The organism is Stenotrophomonas mori (genome assembly GCF_023556335.1).
GTDB lineage: Bacteria > Pseudomonadota > Gammaproteobacteria > Xanthomonadales > Xanthomonadaceae > Stenotrophomonas > Stenotrophomonas mori.
In genome coordinates, this window is the sequence record NZ_JAIKTS010000001.1 from 1,225,395 (window position 1) to 1,250,355 (window position 24,961).

The following is a 24,961-nucleotide window of genomic DNA, read 5'->3' on the forward strand; positions in this document are numbered from 1 at the left end:
ATCAGGCCTTGGCCGTCGTTGCCTGCCGCGGTGGCGGCGCGGGATTGGCCATCACCGCCGGCCGGCCGTCGAGCGTGTCCAGCAGCGCGGCCGCCTCGTGTTCCATCTCGATCACGTAGCCGTCAATGCGGCCGCGGAAGTGGCGGTGGAACATCAGCGCCGGAATCGCCACGATCATGCCGGTGGCGGTGCACACCAGCGCCTTGCCGATGCCGCCGGCCAGCTGGCTGACATCGCCGAGGCCATGGTCGAGGATGCCCAGGAACATCTGGATCATGCCGATCACGGTGCCCAGCAGGCCGAGCAGCGGCCCCGCCGAGGCGATGGTGCCCAGCGCGTTGAGGTGGCGCCCCATCCGGTGCACCAGGTGCCGGCCGGTGTCCTCGATCCGTTCGCGGACCTGGTCGCGCGGGCGGTTGCGCGCCTCCAGCGCCGCGGCCAGCAGGGCGCCCAGCGGCGAATTGGCCCGCAGCGACGCGATATGCGTGGCATCGAGCTTGCCGCGTGCGGCCCAGTTGCGGACCTCCTGCCCGAGCCCGGGCGGCAGCACCTCGTTGCGCCGCAGGCTCCAGAAGCGTTCAAGGACTATCGCCAAAGCCAGCACGCCCAGCAGCAGCAGCGGCACCATCGGCCAACCGCCGGCCTTGACCAGTTCCCACACGTTTCAACCCTCCGGCGCATCGGCCGACTGTTCGATCGCCGATAGGATAGCAGCCGCCCGTGCCCTCTCCGCAGCGTCCCACGGGCGCGGCCGCGAGCGCCTGCGCTCGCGCAGCTGCAGGCCCGCCTCGCCCAGCCAGACCCGCAGCGCGCCGCTGTCGGCGGTGCCCAGCACCTCGGCACCGGCCGTGCGCCACCGCTGGACCACCCGCGGATGCGGATGGCCGAAGCGATTGCCGTGCCCGGCCGGCACCAGCAGCAGCCGCGCCCGTGTCGCGGCCACCCAGGGCGGCCACGACGAGCTCCCGCTGCCGTGGTGGGCCGCCACCACCACCTCGGCGCGCAGGCGATCGCGCTGGCGCTTGAACAGCGCGTACTCGACCGCCTCGCCGATGTCGCCGGTCAGCAGAATCGCGCCATGCCGCGAGTGCACCCTCAACACGCAGCTCGACGCATTGCCCAGGTAGGGAAATCCCGGCGGCGGATGCAGGAACTCGAACGCCACCCCGTCCCAGTGCCAGCGCTGCCCGGCGCTGCAGGCCTCGGCGTCGCGTCCCGGCATCCGCGGTGGCGCCCACCACTGCGCCACCGGCAGCGCCCGCGCCACCGCCTCCGCGCCGCCGGCATGATCGCTGTCGCCATGGCTGAGGACCACCCGGTCCAGGCGCGCCACACCCAGCGCACGCAGGGCCGGCACCACCACCCGCTCGCCCGCGTCGAAGCCGTCACGCACCGCCGGCCCGGCGTCGTACAGCAACCGGTGGTGCGCGGTACGCACCAGCACCGACAGCCCCTGCCCCACGTCGAGGAGCACCAGCTCCACTTCCCCGTGCCGCGGCAGGTCCCGCGCCGGCCACACCAGCGGCACCCACAACAGCATCGCCAGGGCCTTGCCCGGCACCCCGCGCGGCAGCAACAGCCAGATCGCCGCCGCGACCGCCAGCGGCACCGCCGGTTCGGCCGGTTCCGGCAACCACCACAGTGCGAAGCGGCTGCGCGCCAGCCAGCCCAGCGGCACCCAGCTCAGCTCGAAGCAGGCCGCCGCCAACCGCCAGGGACCGGTGCCCGCCCCCGGCCACAGCGCGTCCAGGCCCGTGCCCAGCAAGGCCAGCGGCACCACCACCAGGCTCCACCAGGGAATCGCCAGCAGGTTGGCCAGCGGCCCGGCCAGCGATGCCTGCCCGAACAGGGCCGCGGTCAGCGGCAGCAGGCCGACCGACGCCACCAGTTGCGCCCGCAGGAACCCGCGCAACCAATGCTGGCGCTCCGGCAGGCACCACACCAGCCAGGCAACTCCGGCAAAGCTCAGCCAGAAGCCGGCCATCAGCAGCGAGAGCGGATCCCATGCCAGCACCACCAGGGCCGCCAGCGCCAGCGCGCCGGCCACCTGTGGCGGCCGGCGTCCCAGCCGCGCCAGGACCACCACGCCGACCATCAGCACGGTGCGCACGGTCGGCAGGGCGAACCCGGCCACCGCCGCATAGCCGGCGGCACCGGCCAGAGCGGCGATGGCGGCGGCGTGCGACCTCGGCAGGCAGCGTCCCAGCGACGGCAGGAGGCGCCACAGCCCGGCGGCCAGCAACGCGAAGAAGCTCCCGACCATGCCGACATGGAAACCGGAGATGGCGATCAGGTGGGTCAACCCGGTCGCCCGCAGCCGTTGCCAGTCGGCCTCTTCCAGCGCACGCGCGTCGCCCACCGCCAGGGCCTGTACATAGCGCGCCGAAGGGCTCCGTACCGCGCCATCGATGCGGGCGGCCGCGGCCGCCCGCCATGCCTGCAGGCCCGCCGGCGCGCCCACCTGCACCGATGTTTCCGGCCTCACCACGCCGCTGGCGCCGATCCGCTGCGCCAACGCGTGCCGCTCCACATCGAAGCCGCCGGGGTTGGCCAGCCCCCGGGGCGCGCGCAGGCGGACGCCCAGGCGCCAGCGCGCACCGGCGTCCACCGCCATCCTCGGCCCGGGCACCCGGGCCCCGAAGTCGTCGTACCACGCCAGCTGCAGCACGCGTCCACGCAGGTGCGCCGGTTGTGCCGCACCGGCGTCGACCCGGAAACGGAAACGGGTGCGGCGCGTCTCGACCTCCGGCAAGGAGACCACCGTGCCGGTGACGACCGCTTCGCGGCCCTCGGCCCGGGGCGGCAACTGCGCATCCAACGCCAGGCCCGCATGCAGTGCAGCCCAGCCGGCACCGGCCAGCAATGCACCACACCAGCGGCCACGCCCACGGCAGCACCACACCGCGGCACCGACCAGCAGCAGCCCCCAGCGCAGCGCGACCGGCGGCAGCGCTGGTCCCCACAGGGCGGCACAGGCGCCGGCGGTGAAGGCCGCCGCGGCCGCCTTGCCGAATGCGGGCAGGGCCGCAGACCGCCGCCAGCGCCAGCCGATGCACCGGATTCTCCGCACCCTTGCCTGCCCAGTTGAAGCTCCTGGCCAGCATGCGCTGGCGCGTACTGGCCGGCCCATCGGGCAATACCGCAGGCCGGCATGGGAAACCGGCAGCCCTGCAAGGCAAGGAGGAAAACAGGCAGCCCCGGTCCAGCCCTGCTTTCATCTGGCTGGACCCGCCCTCCGGCGGCGTCCGCCGGGCATGGCCCCGGCCACGCTTACCCACCGAGGCCGATGCCGCGGCCGCCCGCAACGCCGCGCCCCCGCCTGCAGGCCGTGGCCGGGCAACTGTTCAACGGCCTGCTGGCCAGCATGCGGCAGCAGGGGCAGCGGCAGGGAGGCGTCCGTGCCGGCGATGCCCACGACCTGGCACATGGCCTGCCGGGCCAGGGTGCACGGCATGGCGCGGCTCCAGGGAAGCCATCTGCTGTCGCCGGCGGTTGCCGCCGGCGCATGCTGCAGCGCCGGCCCGTGCCCAGGCGCGGCGGGCCCTGGAGGTGTTGATCGATGGCCTGGCCGGTCCGGACCACGACCACCAGGAACGGACGGGCAGCCCGGATCGCTGCCACCCGCGGCGTGCCCGACGGATGCGTCCTGATACCGCAGGCATGAAAAAAGGGAGCGGGCCGAAGCCCGCTCCCTTTCGCGTCCAGCGCTGCGCCGCGGATTACTCCACCACGCCCTCACCTTCCTCGACAGCCTTCATCGACAGGCGGATGCGGCCCTGCTTGTCCACTTCCAGCACCTTGACCTTGACCACGTCGCCTTCCTTCAGCTTGTCGCTGACCTTCTCGACACGCTCGCTGGAAATCTGCGAGACGTGCACCAGGCCGTCCTTGCCCGGCAGGATGGTGACGAACGCACCGAAGTCCATGATCTTGGCGACCTTGCCTTCGTAGATGCGGCCCGGCTCGACGTCCGAGGTGATCTGCTCGATGCGGCGCTTGGCTTCCTGGGCGGCGGCGTTGTTCACCGAAGCGATGGTGATGGTGCCGTCGTCCTGGATGTCGATCTGGGTGCCGGTTTCCTTGGTGATCGCCTGGATCACCGAACCGCCCTTGCCGATCACCTCGCGGATCTTGTCCGGGTGGATCTTGATGGTCAGCAGGCGCGGCGCGTAGTCGCTCAGCTCTTCGCGCGGGGCGGTCAGTGCCTTGGCCATCTCGCCGAGGATGTGCAGACGGCCGGCCTTGGCCTGCTCCAGCGCCTGCTTCATGATCTCTTCGGTGATGCCTTCGATCTTGATGTCCATCTGCAGCGCGGACACGCCTTCGGAGGTACCGGCGACCTTGAAGTCCATGTCGCCCAGGTGGTCTTCGTCACCCAGGATGTCGCTCAGCACGACGAAACGGTCGTCTTCCTTCACCAGGCCCATGGCAATGCCCGCCACCGGCGCCTTCAGCGGCACGCCGGCATCCATCAGCGCCAGCGAGGAACCGCACACCGAGGCCATCGACGAGGAGCCGTTGGATTCGGTGATTTCCGACACCACGCGGATGGTGTACGGGAACTCCTCGATGGTCGGCATCACCGCCAGCACGCCGCGCTTGGCCAGGCGGCCGTGGCCGATCTCGCGGCGCTTCGGCCCCATCATGCGGCCACACTCGCCCACCGAGTACGGCGGGAAGTTGTAGTGGAACAGGAAGTTTTCCTTGTACTCGCCGGCAACGGCATCGATGATCTGGCCGTCGCGGGCGGTGCCCAGGGTGGTGACCACGATGGCCTGGGTCTCACCGCGGGTGAACAGCGCCGAGCCGTGGGTACGCGGCAGCACACCGGCGTTCACGGTGATCGGGCGCACGGTGTCCAGGGCGCGGCCGTCGATGCGGACCTTGGTGTCCAGCACCGAGTCGCGCAGGGTGCGGTATTCCAGCTCGCCGAATTCCTTGGCCAGCTCGGCCAGGCTCCAGCCCTCGTCGGCGACGCGGCCGGCAAGGGCCTCGGTCACGTCCTTCTTGATCGCGGCGATGGCATCGCGGCGCTGCAGCTTGTCGCGCACCTGGAAGGCATCGGCGAGCTTGCCGCCGACGGCGTCCTTCAGCGCGGCGATCAGCGCGTCGTTCTTGGCCGGTGCGACCCAGTCGCTCGACCGGGTACCGGCCTCGGCGACCAGTTCGTTGATGACGGTGATGACCTTCTGCATCTCGCCATGACCGAAGGTGACGGCGCCGAGCATGACCTCTTCGGACAGCAGCGCCGCTTCGGATTCGACCATCAGCACGGCGTTCGCGGTACCCGCGACCACCAGCTCAAGCTGCGACTCCTTCAGCTCGGACACGGTCGGGTTGAGCAGGTACTGGCCATCCTTGTAGCCGACCTTGGCGGCGCCGATCGGGCCCTTGAACGGCGTGCCGGCCAGCGCCAGCGCCGCCGAGGCGCCGATCAGGGCCGGAATGTCGCCGTCCACTTCCGGGTTCAGCGACATCACCGTGGCGATGATCTGCACTTCGTTCCGGTAGTCCTCCGGGAACAGCGGACGGATCGGACGGTCGATCAGGCGCGAGATCAGCGTCTCCTTCTCCGTGGCGCGGCCTTCGCGCTTGAAGAAGCCCCCCGGAATGCGGCCACCCGCGTAGAACTTCTCCTGGTAATCGACGGTCAGCGGGAAGAAGTCCTGGCCTTCGCGCGCGCTCTTGGCGGCGACGGCGCTGACCAGCAGCACGGTGTCGTCCATCTTGACGATGACGGCACCGCTGGCCTGGCGCGCGATCTCGCCGGTCTCAAGCGTGACGGTGTGCTTGCCGTACTGGAAGGTTTTGGTGATTTTTGCCACGGAGGGTGTCCTTGGGGAGCTGTCTGCGAATGGACCGTCGGCGACCCTTGTCGGCGACGGGCGGCCGGCTGTTCCGGCCCTGGGAATGCGTTTGAACGTTGAAAACAAAACCGCGGCGCATCGCTGCGCCGCGGGGGGAATGGCTGCTTAGCGACGCAGGCCAAGCTTTTCGATCAGGCTCTTGTACCGCTCCACGTCCTTCCTTTTCAGGTAGTCGAGCAGGCTGCGGCGGCGATTCACCAGCTGCAGCAGGCCGCGACGGCTGTGGTGGTCCTTCTTGTGGAGCTTGAAGTGCTCGGCCAGCTGCTCGATGCGGGCGGTCAGCAGGGCGACCTGGACTTCCGGCGAACCGGTGTCGTTGGCGCCGCGCTTGTTGTCTTCAATGACTTTCTGGGTGTCGATCGACATGATGTTTTCTCTGGATGCGTGGCCGGCAGGAACGTGCTGATGACGCACCGCGCAGCTCGCCGTTTAAGGAAGGCGGCCCGCCGACGGCGGACCGGTGCCCGGCAAAGGGCCGCAGAATTGTAACGATCCGCGCCTGCCGCGACAAGGCACGCCCCGGCTTCCGGCCGGCGACCGGGGCGGTTCAGAGGTTGAAGCGACGCTGCGGCGCCAGTATTCCGGCGGCGTCCACCTGCCCCAGCCCCAGCACCCGGCCACCGTCGGCGAACACCGCCACCAGGCCCTGCGGCCAGGAAGGCTCGCGCAGCCGCTGGCCCATGCAGAAGCGCTGCGCGCGACCCGGGTCCAGCACGACCCGGCCGAAATGGCTCAGCCCCGCCTCCAGCGGCAGCAGCCATTCCAGCAGGGCCGCATCATCCCCCCCCTCGGCCACGGCGCGCAGTTCGTCCAGGCCGATCATGCGCGGCGCCAGGAACGGCTCCACCCACAGCCGGCGCAGCGCGGTGATGTGCGCACCGCAGCCCAGGCGCTCGCCCAGGTCGCGGGCGATGCTGCGGATATAGGTGCCCGAGCCGCAGGTCACGCGCAGCCGCAGCCGTTCCGGCTCCTGCGCCAGCACCTCGATGGATTGCACGTGCACGTCCCGCTCCGGCGCCTCGATGGCCTCGCCGCGGCGCGCCTTCACGTACAGCGGCTCGCCGCCCTGCTTCAGCGCCGAGTAGATCGGGGCACGCTGGCGGATGTGGCCGGTCAGCGGCGCCAGCGCCTGCTGCAGCGCCTGCGCATCGATGGCCGGCACCGGGCGCTGCAGCAGCACCGCACCGTCGGCATCGTCGGTGTCGGTGGTCGCTCCCAGCGCAATGTCGGCGTCATAGGCCTTGGCCGAGCCCAGCAGCAGCCCGGCGATCTTGGTGGCCTCGCCGAAGCACAGCGGCAGCAGGCCGGTGGCCAGTGGATCCAGGCTGCCGGTATGGCCCCCCTTCTCCGCCCTGAACAGGCGCCGCGCCACCTGCAGCGCGGTGTTGGAACTCATGCCGGCCGGCTTGTCGAGCAGGACGATGCCGTCCAGGCGGCGGAATTGGATACGGGGACGCATGGGAGCCCTTGTCGGGCCGGCCACGGCGGAGCACCGCCGCGGCCGGGGAATCGCGGGAAGACCGCTCGAATACCAGAACAGCCCTCTCGGGCTGCCTCGGGCCTTACTCGTCGTCGGCGTCGGGCTGCCCCGCCTGCGTATCGGGCAGGTCGCGCAGCAGGTTGTCGATACGCTCGCCGCGGTCCACCGAATCGTCGTAGTGGAAATGCAGCTCCGGCACATGCCGCAGCTTCATCGCCCGCGCCAGGCCGGTGCGCAGCTCGCTGGCCAGCGCCCGCAGGCCCTTGACCGCCTCGTCGGAGCGCTCGGGCATCAGGGCGGTGACGAACACCTTGGCATGGGCCATGTCGCGGGTGACCTCCACGTCCGAAACGCTGACCGAGGGCAGCCCGTGCTCGCGCACGGCAGCATGCACCAGGGTGCCCAGATCGCGGCGGATCTGCGCGGAAACACGGTCGGTACGGTGGAAGGTCTTGGGCACGGGGTCTCGCTCGTCTGGTTGCTGCGGTGGAAAACGCGGCCGGCCCGCGTGGTGCGGGCCGGCCGGCAGTACGGTGTTACAGGGTGCGCGGCACTTCGATGCGCTCGAAGCATTCGATCTGGTCGCCGGCCTTGACGTCGTTGTAGGCCTTCACGCCGATACCGCACTCGGTACCGTTGCGGACCTCGTCCACGTTCTCCTTGAAGCGGCGCAGCGATTCCAGTTCGCCCTCGAACACCACCACGCTGTCGCGCAGCACGCGGATCGGCTTGTTCCGCTTGACCACGCCCTCGATGACCATGCAGCCGGCGATGGCGCCCAGCTTCGAGCTGCGGAACACGTCGCGGACCTCGGCGATGCCGATGATCTCCTCGCGGATCTCCACGCCCAGCAGGCCCGACGCCACCTGCTTCACCTGGTCGATCACGTCATAGATGATCGAGAAGTAACGCAGGTCGACGCCATTGGATTCGATGATGCGGCGGGCCGAAGCATCCGCACGCACGTTGAAGCCGATGACCGTCGCCTTGGACGCCATTGCAGAGTTCGCGTCGGATTCGGTGATGCCGCCGACGCCCGAATGGATCACGTTGATCCGGATCTCGTCGTTGGACAGGCCCACCAGCGACTGGCTCAGCGCCTGCACCGAGCCCTGGACGTCGGCCTTGATCAGCAGGTTCAGCACCTGCTGGCCTTCGCCCTTGCCCAGGGTCGCCATGATGTCTTCCATGCGGCTGCCCGCCGTGGCGACCAGGCGCGACTCGCGACGCTTGGTCTCGCGCTGCTGCGCCACTTCCTTGGCCAGGCGCTCGTCGTCGACGACCACGAAGTCGTCGCCGGCATCGGGCACGCCCGACAGGCCCAGCACCTGCACCGGGATCGACGGGCCGGCCTCGGCGACCTGCCCGCCGGTCTCGTCGAACAGCGCACGCACGCGGCCGTACTGGATGCCGCACACCAGGTAGTCGCCCTTCTTGAGCTGCCCCTGCTGCACCAGCACCGTCGCCACCGGGCCGCGGCCCTTGTCCAGCGAGGACTCGATCACCACGCCGCTGGCGCGGCCTTCGGCCACCGCCTTGAGCTCCAGCACCTCGGCCTGCAGCGAAATCGCGTCCAGCAGCTCGTCGATGCCCTGGCCGGTCTTGGCCGAGATCTCCACCATCTGCGTGTCGCCGCCGAACTCTTCGGCCACGACCTGCTCGGCGAGCAGCTCGTTCTTGACCCGCATCGGATCGGCGGTGGACTTGTCGATCTTGTTGATCGCCACCACGATCGGCGCATTGGCGCTGCGCGCGTGCTGGATGGCTTCCTTGGTCTGCGGCATGACGCCGTCGTCGGCCGCCACCACCACCACCACCACGTCGGTCAGCTGCGCGCCACGGGCACGCATCGAGGTGAACGCGGCGTGGCCCGGGGTATCCAGGAAGCTGACGACGCCCTTCGGCGTCTCCACGTGGTAGGCACCGATGTGCTGGGTGATGCCGCCGGCTTCGCCGTTGGCGATCCGGGTACGGCGGATGTAGTCCAGCAGCGAGGTCTTGCCGTGGTCGACGTGGCCCATGATGGTGACCACCGGCGGACGCGCCACCATGTCGCCCTGGCTGGCATCGGCGATGGCCAGCAGCGCGTCCTCGGCATCGTCGTTGCCGGCCCGCACCACCTTGTGGCCGAGCTCCTCGGTCACCAGCGCCGCGGTATCGTGGTCGATGGACTGGGTGATGGTGGCCATCACGCCCATCTTGAACAGCGCCTTGACCACCTCGCCGCCCTTCAGCGCGAGCTTCTGCGCCAGGTCGGCCACGGTGATGGTCTCGCCGATGGCGACCTCGCGCACCACCGGCGCGGTCGGACGCTCGAAACCGTGGCTGCCGCCACCGCCCCGCGACTGCTCGGCGCCACGGCGCGACTGCGCGCCCCTCGCGCCCGGACGGCCGCGTGCATTGGCCCCGGCCCCGCCGCGCCGTGCGCGGTCGGCCGCCGACAGGTGCAGCTGGCCACCGAAGCGGCCGCCGCTGTTGTCATCGCCACTGCGCGACCGGCTTCCCGGCTTGGCGTTGCCGCTGCGCTCGGGTGCCGCACGGCTCGGAGCCGGCGCATGGCGCACGGTCTTGGCGGCAGGCTCCTCGCTGGCGGCCGGCGCGACCGGCGCCGGCGCCTTGGCGGCCTCTTCGGCCGCCTTGCGCTCGGCTTCCGCACGCAGGCGCTCGGCCTCCTCGGCCTCCTTCTGGCGTGCCGCCTCCTCGTCGCGCGCACGGTCCTTCTCGGCCAGCATGCGCTGCTCCTCGAGGTTGCGCTGGCGCGACTCCTCGAGCTTGCGCAGGATATCGGCGCGCTCGGCATCCGCATCCATCGGCGCGCCGGCCGCCGGCTTGACGTAGGTGCGCTTCTGGCGCACCTCGACATTGACCGTGGTCCTGCTGCGGCCGGCGTTGACGGTCACCTCCTGCTGCGTACGGCGGCTGAGGGTGATCTTCTTCGGCGCCGAAGCGGCCAGTTCGGCGGCCGGCTCTTCCTTGCCGTGGGAACGGCGAAGGAAACCGAGCAGCTTCACTTTCTCGGCACTGGTCACGACCTGGTCGGGACCGCTGAACTTCATGCCCGCCTGGGCCAGCTGCTCCAGCAGTTTCTCCACCGGCGTGTTGACCAGTTGGGCGAGCTTGCGGATGGTGGTTTGCTGCGACATTCGGATCCTATGATCTTGTTGGCGCCCCCTCGACACGGACGAAGGCAGCGCGGAGTCTACGCCCTGAACGGCTCAGGGCACTGTTCATCGCTGGCTCATTCGCCGCGCTCCAGACGGGCGATCTCCTCGGCGCGGGCGGCCAGGACCAGCGCCGCGGCGCGCTCCAGGTCCATGCCTTCGATGCCGAACTCCAGGATCTCGTCGGCAGCCAGGTCCGACAGATCCTCACTGGTGCGCACGCCGTTGCCGGCCAGCGCATAGGCCGTGGCCTCGTCCATGCCCGGCAACGCCAGCAGGTCTTCGGCCGGCACGCCGTCGCCGGCGCCCTCTTCCACCGCCAGCGCTTCGTTGAGCAGGGCGTCGCGGGCACGGGCACGCAGTTCCTCGACGATGTCCTCGTCGAAGCCCTCCACCGCCAGCAGCTCGCCGATCGGCACGTAGGCGATCTCCTCGACGCTGCTGAAGCCCTCGCTGACCAGGATGCCGGCGATCTCCTCGTCCACTTCCAGCTTGTCCATGAACAGCTGGCGGGCGACGGCCTGTTCGGCCTCGGACTTGGCGGTGACCTGGTCCTGGGTCATCACGTTGAGCTGCCAGCCGGTCAGGCGGCTGGCCAGGCGCACATTCTGGCCGCCCTTGCCGATGGCCTGCGCCAGCCGTTCCTCGGCCACGGCCAGGTCCATCGAATGCTTGTCCTCGTCGACGATGATCGACTGGACCTCGGCCGGCGCCATCGCGTTGATGACGAAGTTGGCCGGGTTCTCGTTCCACAGCACGATGTCCACGCGCTCGCCGTTGAGCTCGTTGCTCACCGCCTGCACGCGCGAACCGCGCATGCCGATGCAGGCGCCGATCGGATCGGTGCGGCTGTCGTGGGCCAGCACCGCGATCTTGGCGCGGTCCCCCGGGTCGCGGGCGCAGGCCTTGATCTCGACCAGGCCCTGGCCGACTTCCGGCACTTCCAGCTTGAACAGCTCGATCATGAACTCCGGCGCGGCGCGGCTGATGAACAGCTGCGGGCCACGCGGCTCCGAACGCACCTCGGCCAGGTAGCCGCGCACGCGGTCGCCGGCGCGCAGCACGTCGCGCGGGATGCCCTTGTCCTTGGGAATGAAGGCCTCGGCGTTGCCGCCCAGGTCGACATAGATGTTGCCGCGCTCGGCGCGCTTGACCACGCCGGTCACCAGTTCGCCGACGCGGTCCTTCCATGCGTCCACGACCTGCTGGCGCTCGGCCTCGCGTACGCGCTGCACGATCACCTGCTTGGCCGCCTGTGCGGCGATGCGGCCGAAGTCGGGATTCTCGATCTGCTCTTCGATGTAGTCGCCGACCTCGACGCCGTCGGCCTCGTCGACCGCGTCCATCAGGCGGATCTGGCGGTCCGGGGATTCCATCACCACGTCGTCGGCCACCACTTCCCAGCGGCGGAACGTTTCGTAGCTGCCGTCGCGCTGGTCGATGGACACGCGTGCCAGGACGTCCTGGTCCGCATAGCGCTTTTTCGCCGCCGAGGCGAGCGCGGCCTCGATCGCGTCGAAGATCACTTCGCGCGGCACGCCTTTCTCATTGGCGACCGCGTCGACTACCAGCAGAAGTTCCTTGCTCATCGGCTTACTCCGCGCGCGGCTTGCCGGCCGCGGTTTCGTTATTGGATTTGTTCTTGTCGCCCGCACGCCCCTGCTTGGGGGCCGGACCGGTCGGTTTGGTCGGAGCCAGGCCGAGCGCGGCCCAGTCCGGAATGATGCGCGCCTTGTCGATGTTGTCGAAGGCGGCCACGAACGGCCTGCCATCGACAGTGAAGGTCACGGTGCCCGCCCCGGCGTCCACCGCGGCGATCTCGCCCTGCAGGCGACGACGGTTTTCCTGCGGCAGCTTCAGGCCGACCTTGGCGGATTCGCCCAGGTGGCGCTCGAACTGCGCCAGCGTGAACAGCGGGCGGTCCACGCCCGGCGAGGACACTTCCAGCGTGTAGTTGCCGCTGATCGGATCCTCGACGTCCAGCTGCGCCGACACTTCGCGGCTCACCCGCTCGCAGTCGTCGATGTTGACCACGCGCTCGGGCTGTTCGTCCAGCGGCACGTCGATGTACAGGCGCAGCGTCGCGCCTCCTGGCGCCGGCAGGTATTCCGCGCCCAGCAGCTCCAGGCCCAGCGCTTGCACGGTGGGGCCCAGCAGATTCGCGATTTCGGTAGCCTTGCCGCTCACAGCCTGCCTTGTTTCGGTAAATGGAGGACGGGGGAACCCCGTCGGAATTTCGGTATGGCGGAAACAGCAAAGGGCCCGACTGGGCCCTTTGTCCGGTATGAATCCGCTGACTGGATTCCGGTTGCAGGAACGGAAGCATGCGTTCCTGCGAGCCCAGACCCGGCCTTCGCCGACATGAAGTCGTTGAAGGCTGGAACTGGTAGCGGGGGCAGGATTTGAACCTGCGACCTTCGGGTTATGAGCCCGACGAGCTGCCAGACTGCTCCACCCCGCAGCAGAAGCGGAATTATGAAGTAACTGGACCGATAATGCAAGCCTGTTTCACTTCATTGTTTGCCCCGTCGGTATCGGCGATGCCGACGAAGGCCCGGAACATTCCCATTCCAGCTGGACCACTTTTCCGGCCCTGCGCTGCCGGAAGAACCGGCGGCGCCATCAACTCAGGGCGCGCATATTACACGAAACGCGCCGCTTTGTATCTACCCTCAGGACAAATGCGCGAATGCGGTGCGCATCCAGTCCAGCAGCGGGCCGAGCAGCAGCGGCAGCAGCAGCAGCGCCACGCAGTTCAGGCTCAGCACGGCCCCCAGGACACGGTCGTTGTTGCGCGGCAGCGGCTCGCCCACCGGCTCGTCGAAGTACATGACCTTGACCACCCGCAGGTAATAGAAGCAGCCGACCACCGCGGTGACCACGCCCAGGATCACCAGCCACAGCAGGCCGCCGTCGACCGCGGCGCCCAGCACCGCCAGCTTGGCCCAGAAGCCCAGGAACGGGGGAATGCCCGCCAGCGAGAACATCACGCACAGCATCAGTCCGGCCATCCACGGATTACGCGCGTTCAGGCCCTTGAAGTCGTCGATGCTCTCGGCCTCGAAGCCGGCGCGCGACAGCGCGATGATCACGCCGAACGCGGCGGTGGACATGACCGCATAGGAGATGGCGTAGAACATCGCCGCCGAGTAGCCCCCTGCACCGCCACCGGCCACGCCCATCAGCAGGAAGCCGATGTGCGAGACCGTCGAGTAGGCCAGCATGCGCTTGAGGTTGGTCTGGGCGATGGCCATCAGGTTGCCGACCACCAGCGACAGCGCCGCCAGCCCGGCCAGGACGTACTGCAGCTCCGTCGACAGCGGCCCCACGCCGGCCTCCAGCAGCCGGTAGGCCATCCCGAACGCGGCCAGCTTGGGTGCCGAGCTGATGAACAGCGCGACCGGCGCCGTGGCGCCCTGGTAGACGTCGGGCAGCCACATGTGGAACGGCGCCGCGCCCAGCTTGAAGGCGATGCCGGCGACCATGAACACGGCGCCGGTGAGCAGCAGCAGGCGCTCGTCCGAATGCGCGGTGGCGTCGTGGATCACGTCCAGGTGCAGCGAGCCGGTGGCACCGTACACCAGCGACATGCCGTACAGCAGCAGTCCGGACGCCAGCGAGCCGAGCACGATGTACTTCATGCCCGCCTCGGTGGCCAGCTTGCTCTCGCGATGGCTGGCCACCAGCGCGTAGGAACACAGCGCCAGCAGCTCCAGGCCCAGGTAGGTCACCAACAGGCTGCCGGCGGACACCAGCAGCATCATGCCGGAGGTCGCAAACAGCACCAGCACCGCGATCTCGCCCTGGTACAGGTCGCGCTCGCGCAGGTAGCTCCACCCATAGACCAGGGTGATCCCGCTGACCAGCACCACCACCGTCTTCATGACGTCGGCGGCGTTGTCGCGGATGAACATGCCGTGGAACACCTCGCCCTGCCCGCCCACGCCGCCCAGCAGCAGCACGAAGGCGACGGCGAGGATGGCGACCGACAGGAAATGGGTCCAGACCTTGTGGCGGCTGCTGATGAACAGGTCGAGGATCAGCAGGGCGAAGGCGCCACCGATCACCACCAGTTCGGGCAGCAGGGGCGGAAGGTCGGCGGCGGTCAACGGCAGTAGCGTCGGCGTTGTCATCATCAAATCCTGGAATCAATACTCTCGACGGAGCCGCTTACAGCAGCTTGCTCGAGGCGATCTGCATCGCCAGCTTGGCGATGGAGGGCTCCATCAGCTCGGTCAGCGGGCGCGGGTACACACCCAGTGCCAGCGTACCGACGGCGAACACGCCCAGCACCAGCCATTCACGCCCGTTGATGTCCTTCATCTCGGCCACGTGGGCGTTGCCGACCTCACCGAAGAACACCCGCTTGTACAGCCACAACGAATAGGCCGCACCGATGATCAGCGTGGTCGCGGCGGCCAGGGCCACCAGCGGCTCCCACTGGAAGCTGGACAGCACGACCATGAACTCGCCGACGAAACCGCTGGTGCCCGGCAGGCCCGAGTTGGCCATGAAGAACAGCAGCGCGAAGGCGGCGAACCAGGGCATCACGTTGGCCACGCCGCCATAGTCGGCGATGCGGCGGGTATGCAGGCGGTCGTAGAGCACGCCGATACACGAGAACATCGCGCCGGACACGAAGCCGTGCGAGACCATCTGCACCATCGCACCCTGCAGGCCCAGGCGCGCGGCGTCGGGGTTGCCGGCCTCGCGCACCAGCCACAGGGCGACGAAGGTGCCCAGGGTGACGAAGCCCATGTGCGCGATCGACGAGTAGGCCACCAGCTTCTTCATGTCGTCCTGCACCAGGGCGACCAGGCCGACGTAGACCACCGCGACCAGCGACAGCGCGATCACCAGCCAGGCCCATTCGTGGCTGGCGTCCGGAACGATCGGCAGGTTGAAGCGCAGGAAGCCGTAGCCGCCGATCTTCAGCGCGATCGCGGCCAGGATCACCGACCCGGCGGTCGGCGCCTCCACGTGGGCGTCCGGCAGCCAGGTGTGCACCGGGAACATCGGCACCTTGACCGCGAACGCGATCAGGAACGCGAAGAAGACCCAGGTCTGCTCCTTGGCCGACAGCTGCAGCTGGTACAGGTCGGCCAGCTGGAAGCTGCCGCCCTTGAGGTACAGGTAGATCAGCGCCACCAGCATCAGCACCGAGCCGAGGAAGGTGTAGAGGAAGAACTTCAGCGCGGCATAGATGCGGCGCGGACCGCCCCAGACACCGATGATCAGGAACATCGGGATCAGCATGGCTTCGAAGAACACGTAGAACAGCATCGCGTCGGTGGCGGCGAAAATGCCCACCGTCACGCCTTCCAGGATCAGGAAGGCGGCCACGTACTGGTTCACGCGCTTGTCCACCACTCCCCAGGCCCCGATCAGGGCCAGCACGCCGACCAGGGTGGTCAGCAGCACCAGGGCGATGGCGATGCCGTCCACGGCCAGGTTGTAGCCGATGCCGTACGCCGGGATCCACGGATGCTGCTCGACGAACTGCAGCACCTCCCCGGCGCCGCGGTCATAGCCGCTGAGCAGGCCGAGGCTCGCCAGGAAGGTGAGCAGCGCCACCGCCAGCGAGGCCCAGCGGGCGGTCTGTGCGTTGCGCACGGCAAGAATCACCGCACCGCCGAAGATCGGCAGCCAGATGAGGATACTGAGTAGAGGCCAGTTCGACACGTCTTCTTATTCCGTACAGGTCAACGCCAGAAATGCATCAGCAGGCCCAGCAGGGCAATCAGGCCGATGATCATCACGAAGGCGTAGTGGTAGAGGAAACCGGATTGGGTGCGGCGCAGCAGGTTGGCGGCCAGCTCGACCACGCGGGCCGCACCGTTCACCACCCCGTCCACGACATTGCTGTCCACGGCGCGCGCGGCCTTGCCGAGCTTGATGCCGCCGCCGGCGAACCCGTTGATCCACAACGTGTCGAAGCCGTACTTGTTCTCCAGCACCGACACCACCGGCGCCAGCGCCCTGCGCGACTTCCCGGGCAGGTCCGGCTTCCAGATGTAGAACACCCAGGCCAGCGCGAACCCGGCCACGGTCAGCCAGAACGCCGGCGCGGTCACGGCATGCAGCGCGAACTGCACGGCGCCATGCCAGCCTTCCCGGCCCAGCTCGCCGATGGTGTCGCGGGCCGGGTCGTAGAAGTCGACGATGCCGGTGAAGAACGCCATCGCCTGCCCCGGAATCCCGTTGCCGCCGGCGTTCCCCGCCCAGTCGGTGCCGAACAGCATCGGCCCGGCGGTGAAGAAGCCGATCAGGATCGACGGGATCGCCAGCAGGATCAGCGGCAGGGTCACCACCCAGGGCGACTCGTGCGGCTCGTGCGCGCCGTGGCCGTGATGGTCGTCGTGCTGCACGTCACGGAAGCGCTCCTTGCCGAAGAAGGTCAGGAACAGCAGGCGGAAGCTGTAGAAGCTGGTGACGATCACGCCGCCCAGCACCGCCCAGTAGCCGTAGGTGGCCACCCAGCTGTCCGATGCGTGTGCATGCAGTTCGGCCGCCTCGATGATGGTGTCCTTCGAGTAGAAGCCGGAGAAGAACGGGGTACCGACCAGCGCCAGGGTACCGATCCACATGGTGATGTGGGTGATCGGCATGTACTTGCGCAGGCCGCCCATCTTCAGCATGTTCTGTTCGTGGTGCATGCCGATGATGACCGAGCCGGCGCCCAGGAACAGCAGCGCCTTGAAGAAGGCGTGGGTCATCAGGTGGAACACCGCGCCCGAGTACGCCGACACGCCCAGCGCCACGGTCATGTAGCCCAGCTGCGACAGCGTCGAGTAGGCGACCACGCGCTTGATGTCGCTCTGCACGATGCCGATCAGGCCGGTGAAGAACGCGGTCGTCGCGCCGATGAACAGGATGAAGTCCAGCGCCGCCTGCGAGAGCTCGAACAGCGGCGACATGCGGGTGACCATGAAGATGCCCGCGGTCACCATGGTCGCGGCATGGATCAACGCCGAGATCGGGGTCGGGCCTTCCATCGAGTCCGGCAGCCACACGTGCAGCGGCACCTGCGCCGACTTGCCCATCGCACCGATGAACAGGCAGATGCAGATGACGGTGGCGATGCTCCACTGGTGGTTGCCGATCAGCTGCACCGTGGCGTGCCCGGTCAGGTCGGTGCCCAGCGCGGTGCCGGCGTTGGCGAACACCGTGGCGTAGTCCAGGGTGCCGAACACCCAGACCACCGCGGCGATGCCCAGCAGGAAGCCGAAGTCGCCGACACGGTTGACCATGAACGCCTTCATGTTGGCGAAGATCGCCGTGGGCTTCTTGAAGTAGAAGCCGATCAGCAGGTACGAGACCAGGCCCACCGCTTCCCAGCCGAAGAACAGCTGCAGGAAGTTGTTGCTCATCACCAGGGTGAGCATCGAGAAGGTGAACAGCGAGATGTAGCTGAAGAAGCGCTGGTAACCGTCGTCCTCGGCCATGTAGCCGATCGAGTAGACGTGCACCAGCAGCGACACGAAGGTCACCACCAGCATCATCATCGCGGTCAGGCGGTCCACCATGAATCCGACGTGCGCCGAGTACTGGCCAACCTCGAAGAAGGTGTAGATGTTCTCGTTGTACGGCTGCGCCCCGCCCCACAGCAGCTGGTAGAGCGTGTGCGCCGACAGCACGCAGCTGACGGCGACGCCGAGGATGGTGGCGTACTGGGCACCCTTGCGCCCCACCTGGCGACCGAACAGGCCGGCGATGATGCTGCCGAGCAGTGGTGCCAGCACCACTGCGATCAACAGACTCTTGGAGAGTGTGATTTCCATCTGTGCGTCAGCCCTTCAACGAATCGACTTCGCCAACGTTGATGGTGTGGCGGGTACGGAACAGGGTCACCAGGATCGCGAGGCCGATGGCGGCTTCGGCCGCGGCCACGGTCAGGATGAAGAATACGAACAGCTGCCCGGCGGTGTCGCCCAGCTCGCGCGAGAAGGCGACGAAGTTGATGTTCACCGACAGCAGCATCAGCTCGATCGACATCAGCAGCACGATGATGTTCTTGCGGTTGAGGAAGATGCCGGCCACGGAGATGCAGAACATCACCGCTCCCAGCGCGAGCATGTGGCCCAGGGAAATCATGGCTTGGCCTCCTCGCCGCCTTCGTTGAGCGTGGTATCGGTCAGCACGACCGGCTTCTCGGCCGCCATCTTCACGATGCGCAGGCGGTCGCTGGCGCGGACCCGGGTCTGCTCGGACGGGTTCTGGGTCTTCACGCCGCTGCGGCGGCGCAGGGTCAGCGTCACCGCCGCGACCACCGCCACGGTCAGGATCACCGCGGCGAACTCGAACGGCAGCAGGTACTCGGTGAACAGGCTGCGCGCCAGCCAGGTGATGTTGGAGCTGTCGGCGGCGACCGCGGCGGCGTTGTCCGCCGGGAACGGCGCGGCCGAGCGGGCCTTGACGCCGATCAGGCTCAGCATCTGCACCAGCATCACCACCGCCACCACCAGCCCGACCGGCAGGTAGCGCACCCAGCCCTCGCGCAGGCTGTCGGTTTCCACGTCCAGCATCATCACCACGAACAGGAACAGCACCATCACCGCGCCGACGTACACCAGCACCAGCGTGACGCCCAGGAACTCGGCCCCCACCAGCAGCCAGACGCAGGCCACCGAGAAGAAGGTCAGGATCAGGCACAGCACGGCGTACACCGGGTTGCGCACGCTGATCACCGACAGCGCGGACAGGCCCGCGACGATCGAGAAGAACCAGAAAGCGATATTTACCCAATCCATCTTTCGGTCCTCAACGGAAGGCGGCGTCGGCGGCGCGGCGTTCGGCGATCTCGGCTTCCAGCCGGTCTCCGATGGCCAGCAGCTGCGGCTTGGTGACGATGTTCTCGCCGCGGTTCTCGAAGTGGTACTCCAGGATATGGGTCTCCACGATCGAGTCCACCGGGCAGCTCTCCTCGCAGAAGCCGCAGAAGATGCACTTGAACAGGTCGATGTCGTAGCGCGTGGTGCGGCGGGTGCCGTCCTCGCGCTTGTCCGAGTCGATGGTGATGGCCAGCGCCGGGCACACCGCCTCGCACAGCTTGCAGGCGATGCAGCGCTCTTCGCCGTTCGGGTAGCGGCGCAGCGCATGCAGGCCGCGGAAGCGCGGGGACTGCGGGAACTTCTCCATCGGGTACATCACGGTGTACTTCGGCTTGAACGCGTATTTCAGCGTCAGCCACATGCCGGAGATCAGCTCCAGCAGCAGCAGGCTCTTGAAATAGTGGGTGATCTTTTTCATGAATCAAACGCCTCTCTGGATCACGCCGTAGAACACCATCAAGGCGGTCACTGCGATCCACGCGATGGTCAGCGGGATGAACACCTTCCAACCCAGACGCATGATCTGGTCGTAGCGGAAGCGCGGGAACGTGGCCCGGAACCAGATGTACGAACTGGCGAAGAAGAACGCCTTGGCGAACAGCCACGGCCAGCCGCCGTCCCAGATCCAGTTGACCCACGGCGAGATGTCCGCCGTGACCCAGCCCTGGATGGGGCTCAGCCAGCCGCCCAGGAAGAAGATCGCGATCAGGAAGCTGATCAGGATCATGTTGGCGTATTCGGCCAGGAAAAACAGCGCGAACGCACCGCCGGAATACTCGACCATGTGCCCGGCGACGATCTCCGACTCGCCTTCGACCACGTCGAACGGCGAGCGGTTGGTCTCGGCCACGCCGGACACCCAGTACACGACGAACAGCGGGAACAGCGGCAGCAGGAACCAGTCGAACAGACCGGAGCTGCCCTTCTGCGCCATCACGATCTCGCTCAGGTTCAGGCTGCCGGCGGCGATCATCACGCCGACCAGGGCGAAGCCCATCGCGATCTCGTAGCTGACCATCTGCGCGGCCGAACGCATCGCGCCGAGGAAGGCGTACTTGGAGTTCGAACCCCAGCCGGCCAGGATCACGCCGTAGATACCCAGCGAGGTCATCGCCAGCAGGTACAGCAGGCCGACGTTGGCGTTGGACAGCGCCAGCTGGTAGTCGAACGGCACCACCGCCCAGGCCGCGAACGACGGTGCCAGCACGACCAGCGGCGCCAGCAGGTAGATCGTCTTGTGCGCGTTGCTCGGCTGCACGACCTCCTTGAACAGCAGCTTGAAGACGTCGGCGAACGCCTGGAAGATGCCCATGCCGACGTACATCGGCCCGTGGCGCACATGCATCCAGCCGATCAGCTTGCGCTCCCAGACCACGTAGAAAGCGACGGCGATGATGATCGGCATCGCCACCGTCAGGATCTTCAGCACCGTCCACAGCACGATGCCCAGATCGCCCAGGGTCAGGAACCACTGGTGCAGCGGGTCGACCGCGTTCAACAGCAACTCGTTCATGCAGCCACCACCGTTACCCGAGCGGCACCCAGCGGCGCGGTGGCGCCGTGGCCCGATTCAATCCAGACCGCACCGGCGGCGACGCGTGCGTCGACCACGACCGGCAGGGTCGCCTTGCCGGCATCGGTGCCGACCTTGGCCATCTGGCCCTCCGCCAGCTGCAGCCGCGCCGCATCGTCGGCATTGAGCACGATGCGCGGCACGGTGTTTAGCGGATGCGCCTGCAGCGCCTGCGCACGGCGGACCACCGCGTCGGTGCGGTAGATCGCCGGGGTCGAGGCCACTTCCAGGCCCTCGCCCGCCGGCGCCGGCTGCGCGGAAGCGGCCACCTCCACCTGCACCGGCTTCAGGCCGGCACGCAGCCCTGCCAGGTCGGTGAACGCGAAACCGTCCAGCTGCATCTCGCCGCCCAGGGCACGCAGTGCGCGCCAGCCCTCGCGGGCTTCGCCGGGCAGCTTGCCGCCGGCGCGGGCAGCCTGGTCGCGCCCGTCCAGGTTGGTGAGGGTGCCGTCGATTTCCGGCAGCGCACCGATCGGCAGGATCAGGTCGGCGACATCCCGGGTCGAGGTGCAGGCGTACTGGCTGAACGCCACGACGCGGGCCGCGGCCAGCGCCTTGCGCGCGGCGGGGCTGTCGGCGAAGTCCAGGCCCGGCTCGATGCCGTACAGCACGTAGGCCTTGCGCGGCTGCGCCAGCATCGCGTTGACGTCCTTGCCGGCCGGCAGCACGCCGGCGCGGGACAGGCCGATGGCGTTGGCGCCCTGCGGAATGCGGCACAGCTTCGCGCCGGTGGCGCCGGCGAAGTCGCGCGCGGCGGCACGGATCGCCGCGGCCTGCGGGTGGTTCTCGGCGATCGCGCCGACGATGACGACGGCATTGCCGCCCGCCTTCACCGCCTCGCGCAGCCCCGCATCCTGCAGCGCCTGGACGAACTGCGACGGCGCGACGATCTGCTTGCCGGCCAGCTTGAACGCGAAATCGAAATCGACCGGGTTGACCGCCAGGATCTGCGCGCCCTTCTGGGTCTGCGCCTTGCGCAGCCGGGCATGCAGCAGCGGCAGCTCGTGGCGGATGTTGCTGCCCAGCAGCACGATGCGGTCGGCCTGCTCGATCTCCGCCAGCGACGCGCCGAACACCTCGGCGGTCGCGGCATCGGAGAAGTCGCGGTTGTTGATCCGGTGGTCGATGTTGCCCGAGCCCAGCGCCGCGGCCAGGCGGGCCAGCAGCGCGCCCTCCTCGTTCGAGGTGGACGGGTGCACCAGCACGCCCAGGTCGTCGCCACGGTTGCCGTCGAGGATCTCGCGGGCCGCGGCCAGGCCTTCGGCCCAGCTCACCTCGACCCACTCGCCGTTGACCTTCTGCAGCGGCTTGACCGCGCGGTCGGCGGCGTACAGGCCCTGGTGCGAATAGCGGTCGCGGTCGGACAGCCAGCACTCGTTGACCAGCTCGTTGTCGCGCGGCACGGTGCGCAGCACTTCGCCGCGGCGCACGTGCAGGAACAGGTTCGAGCCCATCGCGTCGTGGTAGCCCAGCGACTCGCGCGCGGACAGCTCCCACGGGCGGGCCTTGAACTGGAACACCTTGTTGGTCAGCGCACCGACCGGGCACACGTCGACGACGTTGCCGGACAGCTCGGTGGTCAGCGGCTGGCCGTCGTAGGTGCCGATCTGCAGGTCCTCGCCCCGGTACATGCCGCCCAGCTCATAGGTGCCGGCGATGTCCGCGGTGAAGCGCACGCAGCGGGTGCACTGGATGCAGCGGGTCATCTCGGTGGCGACCAGCGGGCCCATGTCCTCGTCGGCCACCACGCGCTTGCGCTCGTTGAAGCGGCTGACCGAGCGGCCATAGCCCAGCGATACGTCCTGCAGCTCGCACTCGCCGCCCTGGTCGCAGATCGGGCAATCCAGCGGGTGGTTGATCAGCAGGAACTCCATCACCGAGCGCTGGTACTTGAGCGCCTTCTCGTTGCGGGTCTGGACCTTCATGCCGTCCATGACCGGCGTGGCGCAGGCCGGCGACGGCTTGGGTGACTTCTCGACGTCGACCAGGCACATGCGGCAGTTGGCGGCGATCGGCAGCTTCTCGTGGTAGCAGAAGCGCGGGATCGGGATGCCGGCCTTGTCGGCGGCCTGGATGATCATCGACCCCTTGGGCGCGAACAGCGTCCGTCCATCGATCTCGATGGTGACGTGCCCTTCCGGCGCCACGGGCGCCTCGCCGGGGTTCATCGGTTGCGCGCTCATGCGGCAGCAGCCTCCACCTTCTTGCCGTCAACCATCGAATGACCGTTGACGATGTAGTACTCGAATTCGTCCCAGAACTGGCGCAGGAACCCCTGGATCGGCCAGGCGGCGGCTTCGCCGAAGGCGCAGATGGTGTGGCCTTCGATCTGGCCGGCGACCGCCTTGAGCTGGTGCAGGTCGTCCATGGTGGCCTTGCCGGCGACGATGCGCTCCAGCACGCGGTGCATCCAGCCGGTGCCCTCGCGGCACGGGGTGCACTGGCCGCAGGACTCCTTGTGGAAGAACTGGCTGATGCGGCAGGCGAACTTGACGCAGCAGACGCTGTCGTCGATCACCACGATCGCCCCCGAGCCCAGGCCCGAGCCCAGCGCACGGATGGTGTCGTAGTCCATCGGCAGCCCCTTCAGCTCGGCCGCGGTCAGCACCGGCATGGAGACGCCGCCCGGGATCGCGCCCTTGAGCGTGCGCCCCGGGCGCAGTCCGCCGGCCATTTCCAGCAGCTCGTCGAAGGTCGTGCCCAGCGGCACCTCGAAGTTGCCGCCGCGCTGCACGCAGCCGGACACCGAGAAGCACTTGGGACCGCCGTTGGCGGTCTTGCTCAGGCCCTTGAACCACTCCGGACCGTTGCGGATGATCGCCGGCACCGACCCGTAGGTCTCGGTGTTGTTGATCGTCGAGGGCTTGCCGTACAGGCCGAAGTTCGCCGGGAACGGCGGCTTGTAGCGCGGCTGGCCCTTCTTGCCCTCCAGCGACTCCATCAGCGCGGTTTCCTCGCCGCAGATGTAGGCGCCCGCGCCCAGCGCGGCGTACAGGTCGATATCCACGCCGCTGCCGAGCACGTTCTTGCCCAGCCAGCCGTGCGCGTAGGCATCGGCCAGGGCCTGTTCGAAATGCTCGAACGGCTCGTGGTGGAACTCGCCGCGCATGTAGTTGTAGCCCACGGTCGAGCCGGTGGCGTAGCAGGCGATCGCCATGCCCTCCACCACCGAGTGCGGGTTGTAGCGCAGGATGTCGCGGTCCTTGCAGGTCCCCGGCTCGGACTCGTCCGAGTTGCACAGGATGTACTTCTGCATGTCGCCCTTGGGCATGAAGGACCACTTCAGGCCGGTCGGGAACCCTGCACCGCCGCGGCCGCGCAGGCCGGACTGCTTGACCATCTCGATGACGTCAGCCGGCGCGATCTTCTCTTCCAGGATCTTGCGCAGCGCGGCGTAGCCACCGGTCTTGAGGTAGTTCTCGTACGACCACGGGGTGTCGTAGTGCAGCGTGGTGTAGACCACGTTGTGCGGAAGCGGCGCCGGACCGACCGGGCCCTTGGATTCGTGGTGTGCCATGCCTTACTCCAGCCCGTCCAGCAGCGCGTCGACCTGGTCCAGCGTCAGGCGCTCATGGTAATGACCGTTGATGACCATCATCGGCGCGCCCGCGCAGCCGGCCAGGCACTCTTCCTCGCGCTTGAGGAAGATGCGCCCGTCGGGCGTGGAATCGCCATGCTTGATGCCCAGCTTCTTCTCGCAGTGGCGCACGATGTCCTCGGCGCCGTTGAGCCAGCAGCTGATGTTGGTGCAGATGGCGACGTTGTTGCGGCCGACCTTCTCGATCTCGAACATCGAGTAGAAGCTGGCGACTTCGTAGGCCCACACGAACGGCAGGTCCAGGTACTTGGCCACCGCCGCGATCAGCTCGTCGCTCAACCAGCCCTGGTTCTGCTCCTGCGCCGCGTGCAGGCCCTGCAGCACGGCCGAGCGCTTGCGCTCCGGCGGGAACTTCGTCAGCCAGTGATCGATGTGAGCACGGGTCTTGTCGCTCAGCACCACCATCGGGTCGACGTCACGCGCCGCCTCGAAATTACCTGTCGCCTTCATC

General features: G+C 68.2%; 18 protein-coding genes, 1 tRNA gene and 1 pseudogene. All 20 read right to left on the reverse strand.

What is annotated here, in order from left to right:
- Position 1: 1 nt before the first annotated feature.
- Complete coding sequence (locus K5L01_RS05475) at positions 2-661, reverse strand: MotA/TolQ/ExbB proton channel family protein (protein ID WP_250062640.1); 660 nt, start codon at positions 659-661, stop codon at positions 2-4.
- Positions 579-3,022, reverse strand: a pseudogene (locus K5L01_RS05480) (DNA internalization-related competence protein ComEC/Rec2). The gene K5L01_RS05475 and the pseudogene K5L01_RS05480 overlap by 83 nt, the downstream one beginning before the upstream one ends.
- Before the next feature lie 697 nt (positions 3,023-3,719).
- On the reverse strand, positions 3,720-5,825 hold the full coding sequence (gene pnp / locus K5L01_RS05485; protein WP_250062642.1) for a polyribonucleotide nucleotidyltransferase: 2,106 nt from the start codon (positions 5,823-5,825) through the stop codon (positions 3,720-3,722).
- Between the two features lie 147 nt (positions 5,826-5,972).
- The gene (gene rpsO, locus K5L01_RS05490; protein WP_250062645.1) at positions 5,973-6,233 is read right to left on the reverse strand and encodes a 30S ribosomal protein S15; all 261 of its coding nucleotides are present in this window, start codon (positions 6,231-6,233) and stop codon (positions 5,973-5,975) included.
- 181 nt (positions 6,234-6,414) lie between these two features.
- The gene (gene truB / locus K5L01_RS05495) at positions 6,415-7,326 is read right to left on the reverse strand and encodes a tRNA pseudouridine(55) synthase TruB (RefSeq protein ID WP_250062647.1); all 912 of its coding nucleotides are present in this window, start codon (positions 7,324-7,326) and stop codon (positions 6,415-6,417) included.
- Between the two features lie 103 nt (positions 7,327-7,429).
- A complete protein-coding gene (gene rbfA / locus K5L01_RS05500; protein ID WP_250062649.1) occupies positions 7,430-7,807 on the reverse strand; it encodes a 30S ribosome-binding factor RbfA in 378 nt (125 codons plus the stop codon).
- Between the two features lie 76 nt (positions 7,808-7,883).
- Positions 7,884-10,490, reverse strand: a complete 2,607-nt coding sequence (gene infB, locus K5L01_RS05505) for a translation initiation factor IF-2 (RefSeq protein WP_250062651.1) — start codon at positions 10,488-10,490, stop codon at positions 7,884-7,886.
- Positions 10,491-10,585: 95 nt separating this feature from the next.
- The gene (gene nusA, locus K5L01_RS05510; protein WP_250062652.1) at positions 10,586-12,097 is read right to left on the reverse strand and encodes a transcription termination factor NusA; all 1,512 of its coding nucleotides are present in this window, start codon (positions 12,095-12,097) and stop codon (positions 10,586-10,588) included.
- A gap of 4 nt (positions 12,098-12,101) precedes the next feature.
- Positions 12,102-12,695, reverse strand: coding sequence for a ribosome maturation factor RimP (rimP, locus tag K5L01_RS05515; RefSeq protein WP_250062653.1), 594 nt, complete (start codon positions 12,693-12,695; stop codon positions 12,102-12,104).
- A 197-nt stretch (positions 12,696-12,892) separates the two neighbouring features.
- Positions 12,893-12,969: transfer RNA gene (locus tag K5L01_RS05520), tRNA-Met, on the reverse strand.
- Between the two features lie 211 nt (positions 12,970-13,180).
- A complete protein-coding gene (nuoN, locus tag K5L01_RS05525) occupies positions 13,181-14,641 on the reverse strand; it encodes an NADH-quinone oxidoreductase subunit NuoN (protein ID WP_250062654.1) in 1,461 nt (486 codons plus the stop codon).
- Positions 14,642-14,678: 37 nt separating this feature from the next.
- Positions 14,679-16,190 carry an NADH-quinone oxidoreductase subunit M gene (locus tag K5L01_RS05530; RefSeq protein ID WP_250062656.1) on the reverse strand — a complete coding sequence of 504 codons (1,512 nt, stop codon included), beginning with the start codon at positions 16,188-16,190 and terminating at the stop codon, positions 14,679-14,681.
- A gap of 20 nt (positions 16,191-16,210) precedes the next feature.
- Positions 16,211-18,289 carry an NADH-quinone oxidoreductase subunit L gene (nuoL, locus tag K5L01_RS05535; RefSeq protein WP_250062658.1) on the reverse strand — a complete coding sequence of 693 codons (2,079 nt, stop codon included), beginning with the start codon at positions 18,287-18,289 and terminating at the stop codon, positions 16,211-16,213.
- A 7-nt stretch (positions 18,290-18,296) separates the two neighbouring features.
- Positions 18,297-18,602, reverse strand: coding sequence for an NADH-quinone oxidoreductase subunit NuoK (gene nuoK / locus K5L01_RS05540; RefSeq protein ID WP_057640727.1), 306 nt, complete (start codon positions 18,600-18,602; stop codon positions 18,297-18,299).
- Positions 18,599-19,258: an NADH-quinone oxidoreductase subunit J gene (locus K5L01_RS05545; protein WP_250062660.1), complete on the reverse strand. Its 660-nt coding sequence runs from the start codon at positions 19,256-19,258 to the stop codon at positions 18,599-18,601. Before K5L01_RS05545 ends, nuoK begins: the two co-directional genes overlap by 4 nt.
- 10 nt (positions 19,259-19,268) lie before the next feature.
- Positions 19,269-19,757: an NADH-quinone oxidoreductase subunit NuoI gene (gene nuoI / locus K5L01_RS05550; RefSeq protein WP_250062662.1), complete on the reverse strand. Its 489-nt coding sequence runs from the start codon at positions 19,755-19,757 to the stop codon at positions 19,269-19,271.
- Between the two features lie 3 nt (positions 19,758-19,760).
- Positions 19,761-20,852, reverse strand: a complete 1,092-nt coding sequence (gene nuoH / locus K5L01_RS05555; protein ID WP_250062664.1) for an NADH-quinone oxidoreductase subunit NuoH — start codon at positions 20,850-20,852, stop codon at positions 19,761-19,763.
- Complete coding sequence (nuoG, locus tag K5L01_RS05560; RefSeq protein WP_250062666.1) at positions 20,849-23,095, reverse strand: NADH-quinone oxidoreductase subunit NuoG; 2,247 nt, start codon at positions 23,093-23,095, stop codon at positions 20,849-20,851. The genes nuoH and nuoG overlap by 4 nt, the downstream gene beginning before the upstream one ends.
- Positions 23,092-24,429, reverse strand: a complete 1,338-nt coding sequence (gene nuoF, locus K5L01_RS05565; protein ID WP_250062668.1) for an NADH-quinone oxidoreductase subunit NuoF — start codon at positions 24,427-24,429, stop codon at positions 23,092-23,094. Before nuoF ends, nuoG begins: the two co-directional genes overlap by 4 nt.
- A 3-nt stretch (positions 24,430-24,432) precedes the next feature.
- Positions 24,433-24,960, reverse strand: coding sequence for an NADH-quinone oxidoreductase subunit NuoE (gene nuoE, locus K5L01_RS05570; protein WP_250062670.1), 528 nt, complete (start codon positions 24,958-24,960; stop codon positions 24,433-24,435).
- Position 24,961 lies beyond the last annotated feature (1 nt).

Excerpts from the sequence above, each read along its gene's own strand:
- nuoH (WP_250062664.1), bottom strand. The coding sequence starts at position 20,852 with ATGAACGAGTTGCTGTTGAACGCGGTCGACCCGCTGCACCAGTGGTTC.
- infB (WP_250062651.1), bottom strand. The coding sequence starts at position 10,490 with ATGTCGCAGCAAACCACCATCCGCAAGCTCGCCCAACTGGTCAACACG.
- nuoK (WP_057640727.1), bottom strand. The coding sequence starts at position 18,602 with ATGATTTCCCTGGGCCACATGCTCGCGCTGGGAGCGGTGATGTTCTGC.
- nuoF (WP_250062668.1), bottom strand. The coding sequence starts at position 24,429 with ATGGCACACCACGAATCCAAGGGCCCGGTCGGTCCGGCGCCGCTTCCG.
- K5L01_RS05545 (WP_250062660.1), bottom strand. The coding sequence starts at position 19,258 with ATGGATTGGGTAAATATCGCTTTCTGGTTCTTCTCGATCGTCGCGGGC.
- truB (WP_250062647.1), bottom strand. The coding sequence starts at position 7,326 with ATGCGTCCCCGTATCCAATTCCGCCGCCTGGACGGCATCGTCCTGCTC.
- nuoN (WP_250062654.1), bottom strand. The coding sequence starts at position 14,641 with ATGACAACGCCGACGCTACTGCCGTTGACCGCCGCCGACCTTCCGCCC.
- nuoG (WP_250062666.1), bottom strand. The coding sequence starts at position 23,095 with ATGAGCGCGCAACCGATGAACCCCGGCGAGGCGCCCGTGGCGCCGGAA.
- nuoE (WP_250062670.1), bottom strand. The coding sequence starts at position 24,960 with ATGAAGGCGACAGGTAATTTCGAGGCGGCGCGTGACGTCGACCCGATG.
- nusA (WP_250062652.1), bottom strand. The coding sequence starts at position 12,097 with ATGAGCAAGGAACTTCTGCTGGTAGTCGACGCGGTCGCCAATGAGAAA.
- nuoL (WP_250062658.1), bottom strand. The coding sequence starts at position 18,289 with ATGGAAATCACACTCTCCAAGAGTCTGTTGATCGCAGTGGTGCTGGCA.
- rpsO (WP_250062645.1), bottom strand. The coding sequence starts at position 6,233 with ATGTCGATCGACACCCAGAAAGTCATTGAAGACAACAAGCGCGGCGCC.
- nuoI (WP_250062662.1), bottom strand. The coding sequence starts at position 19,757 with ATGAAAAAGATCACCCACTATTTCAAGAGCCTGCTGCTGCTGGAGCTG.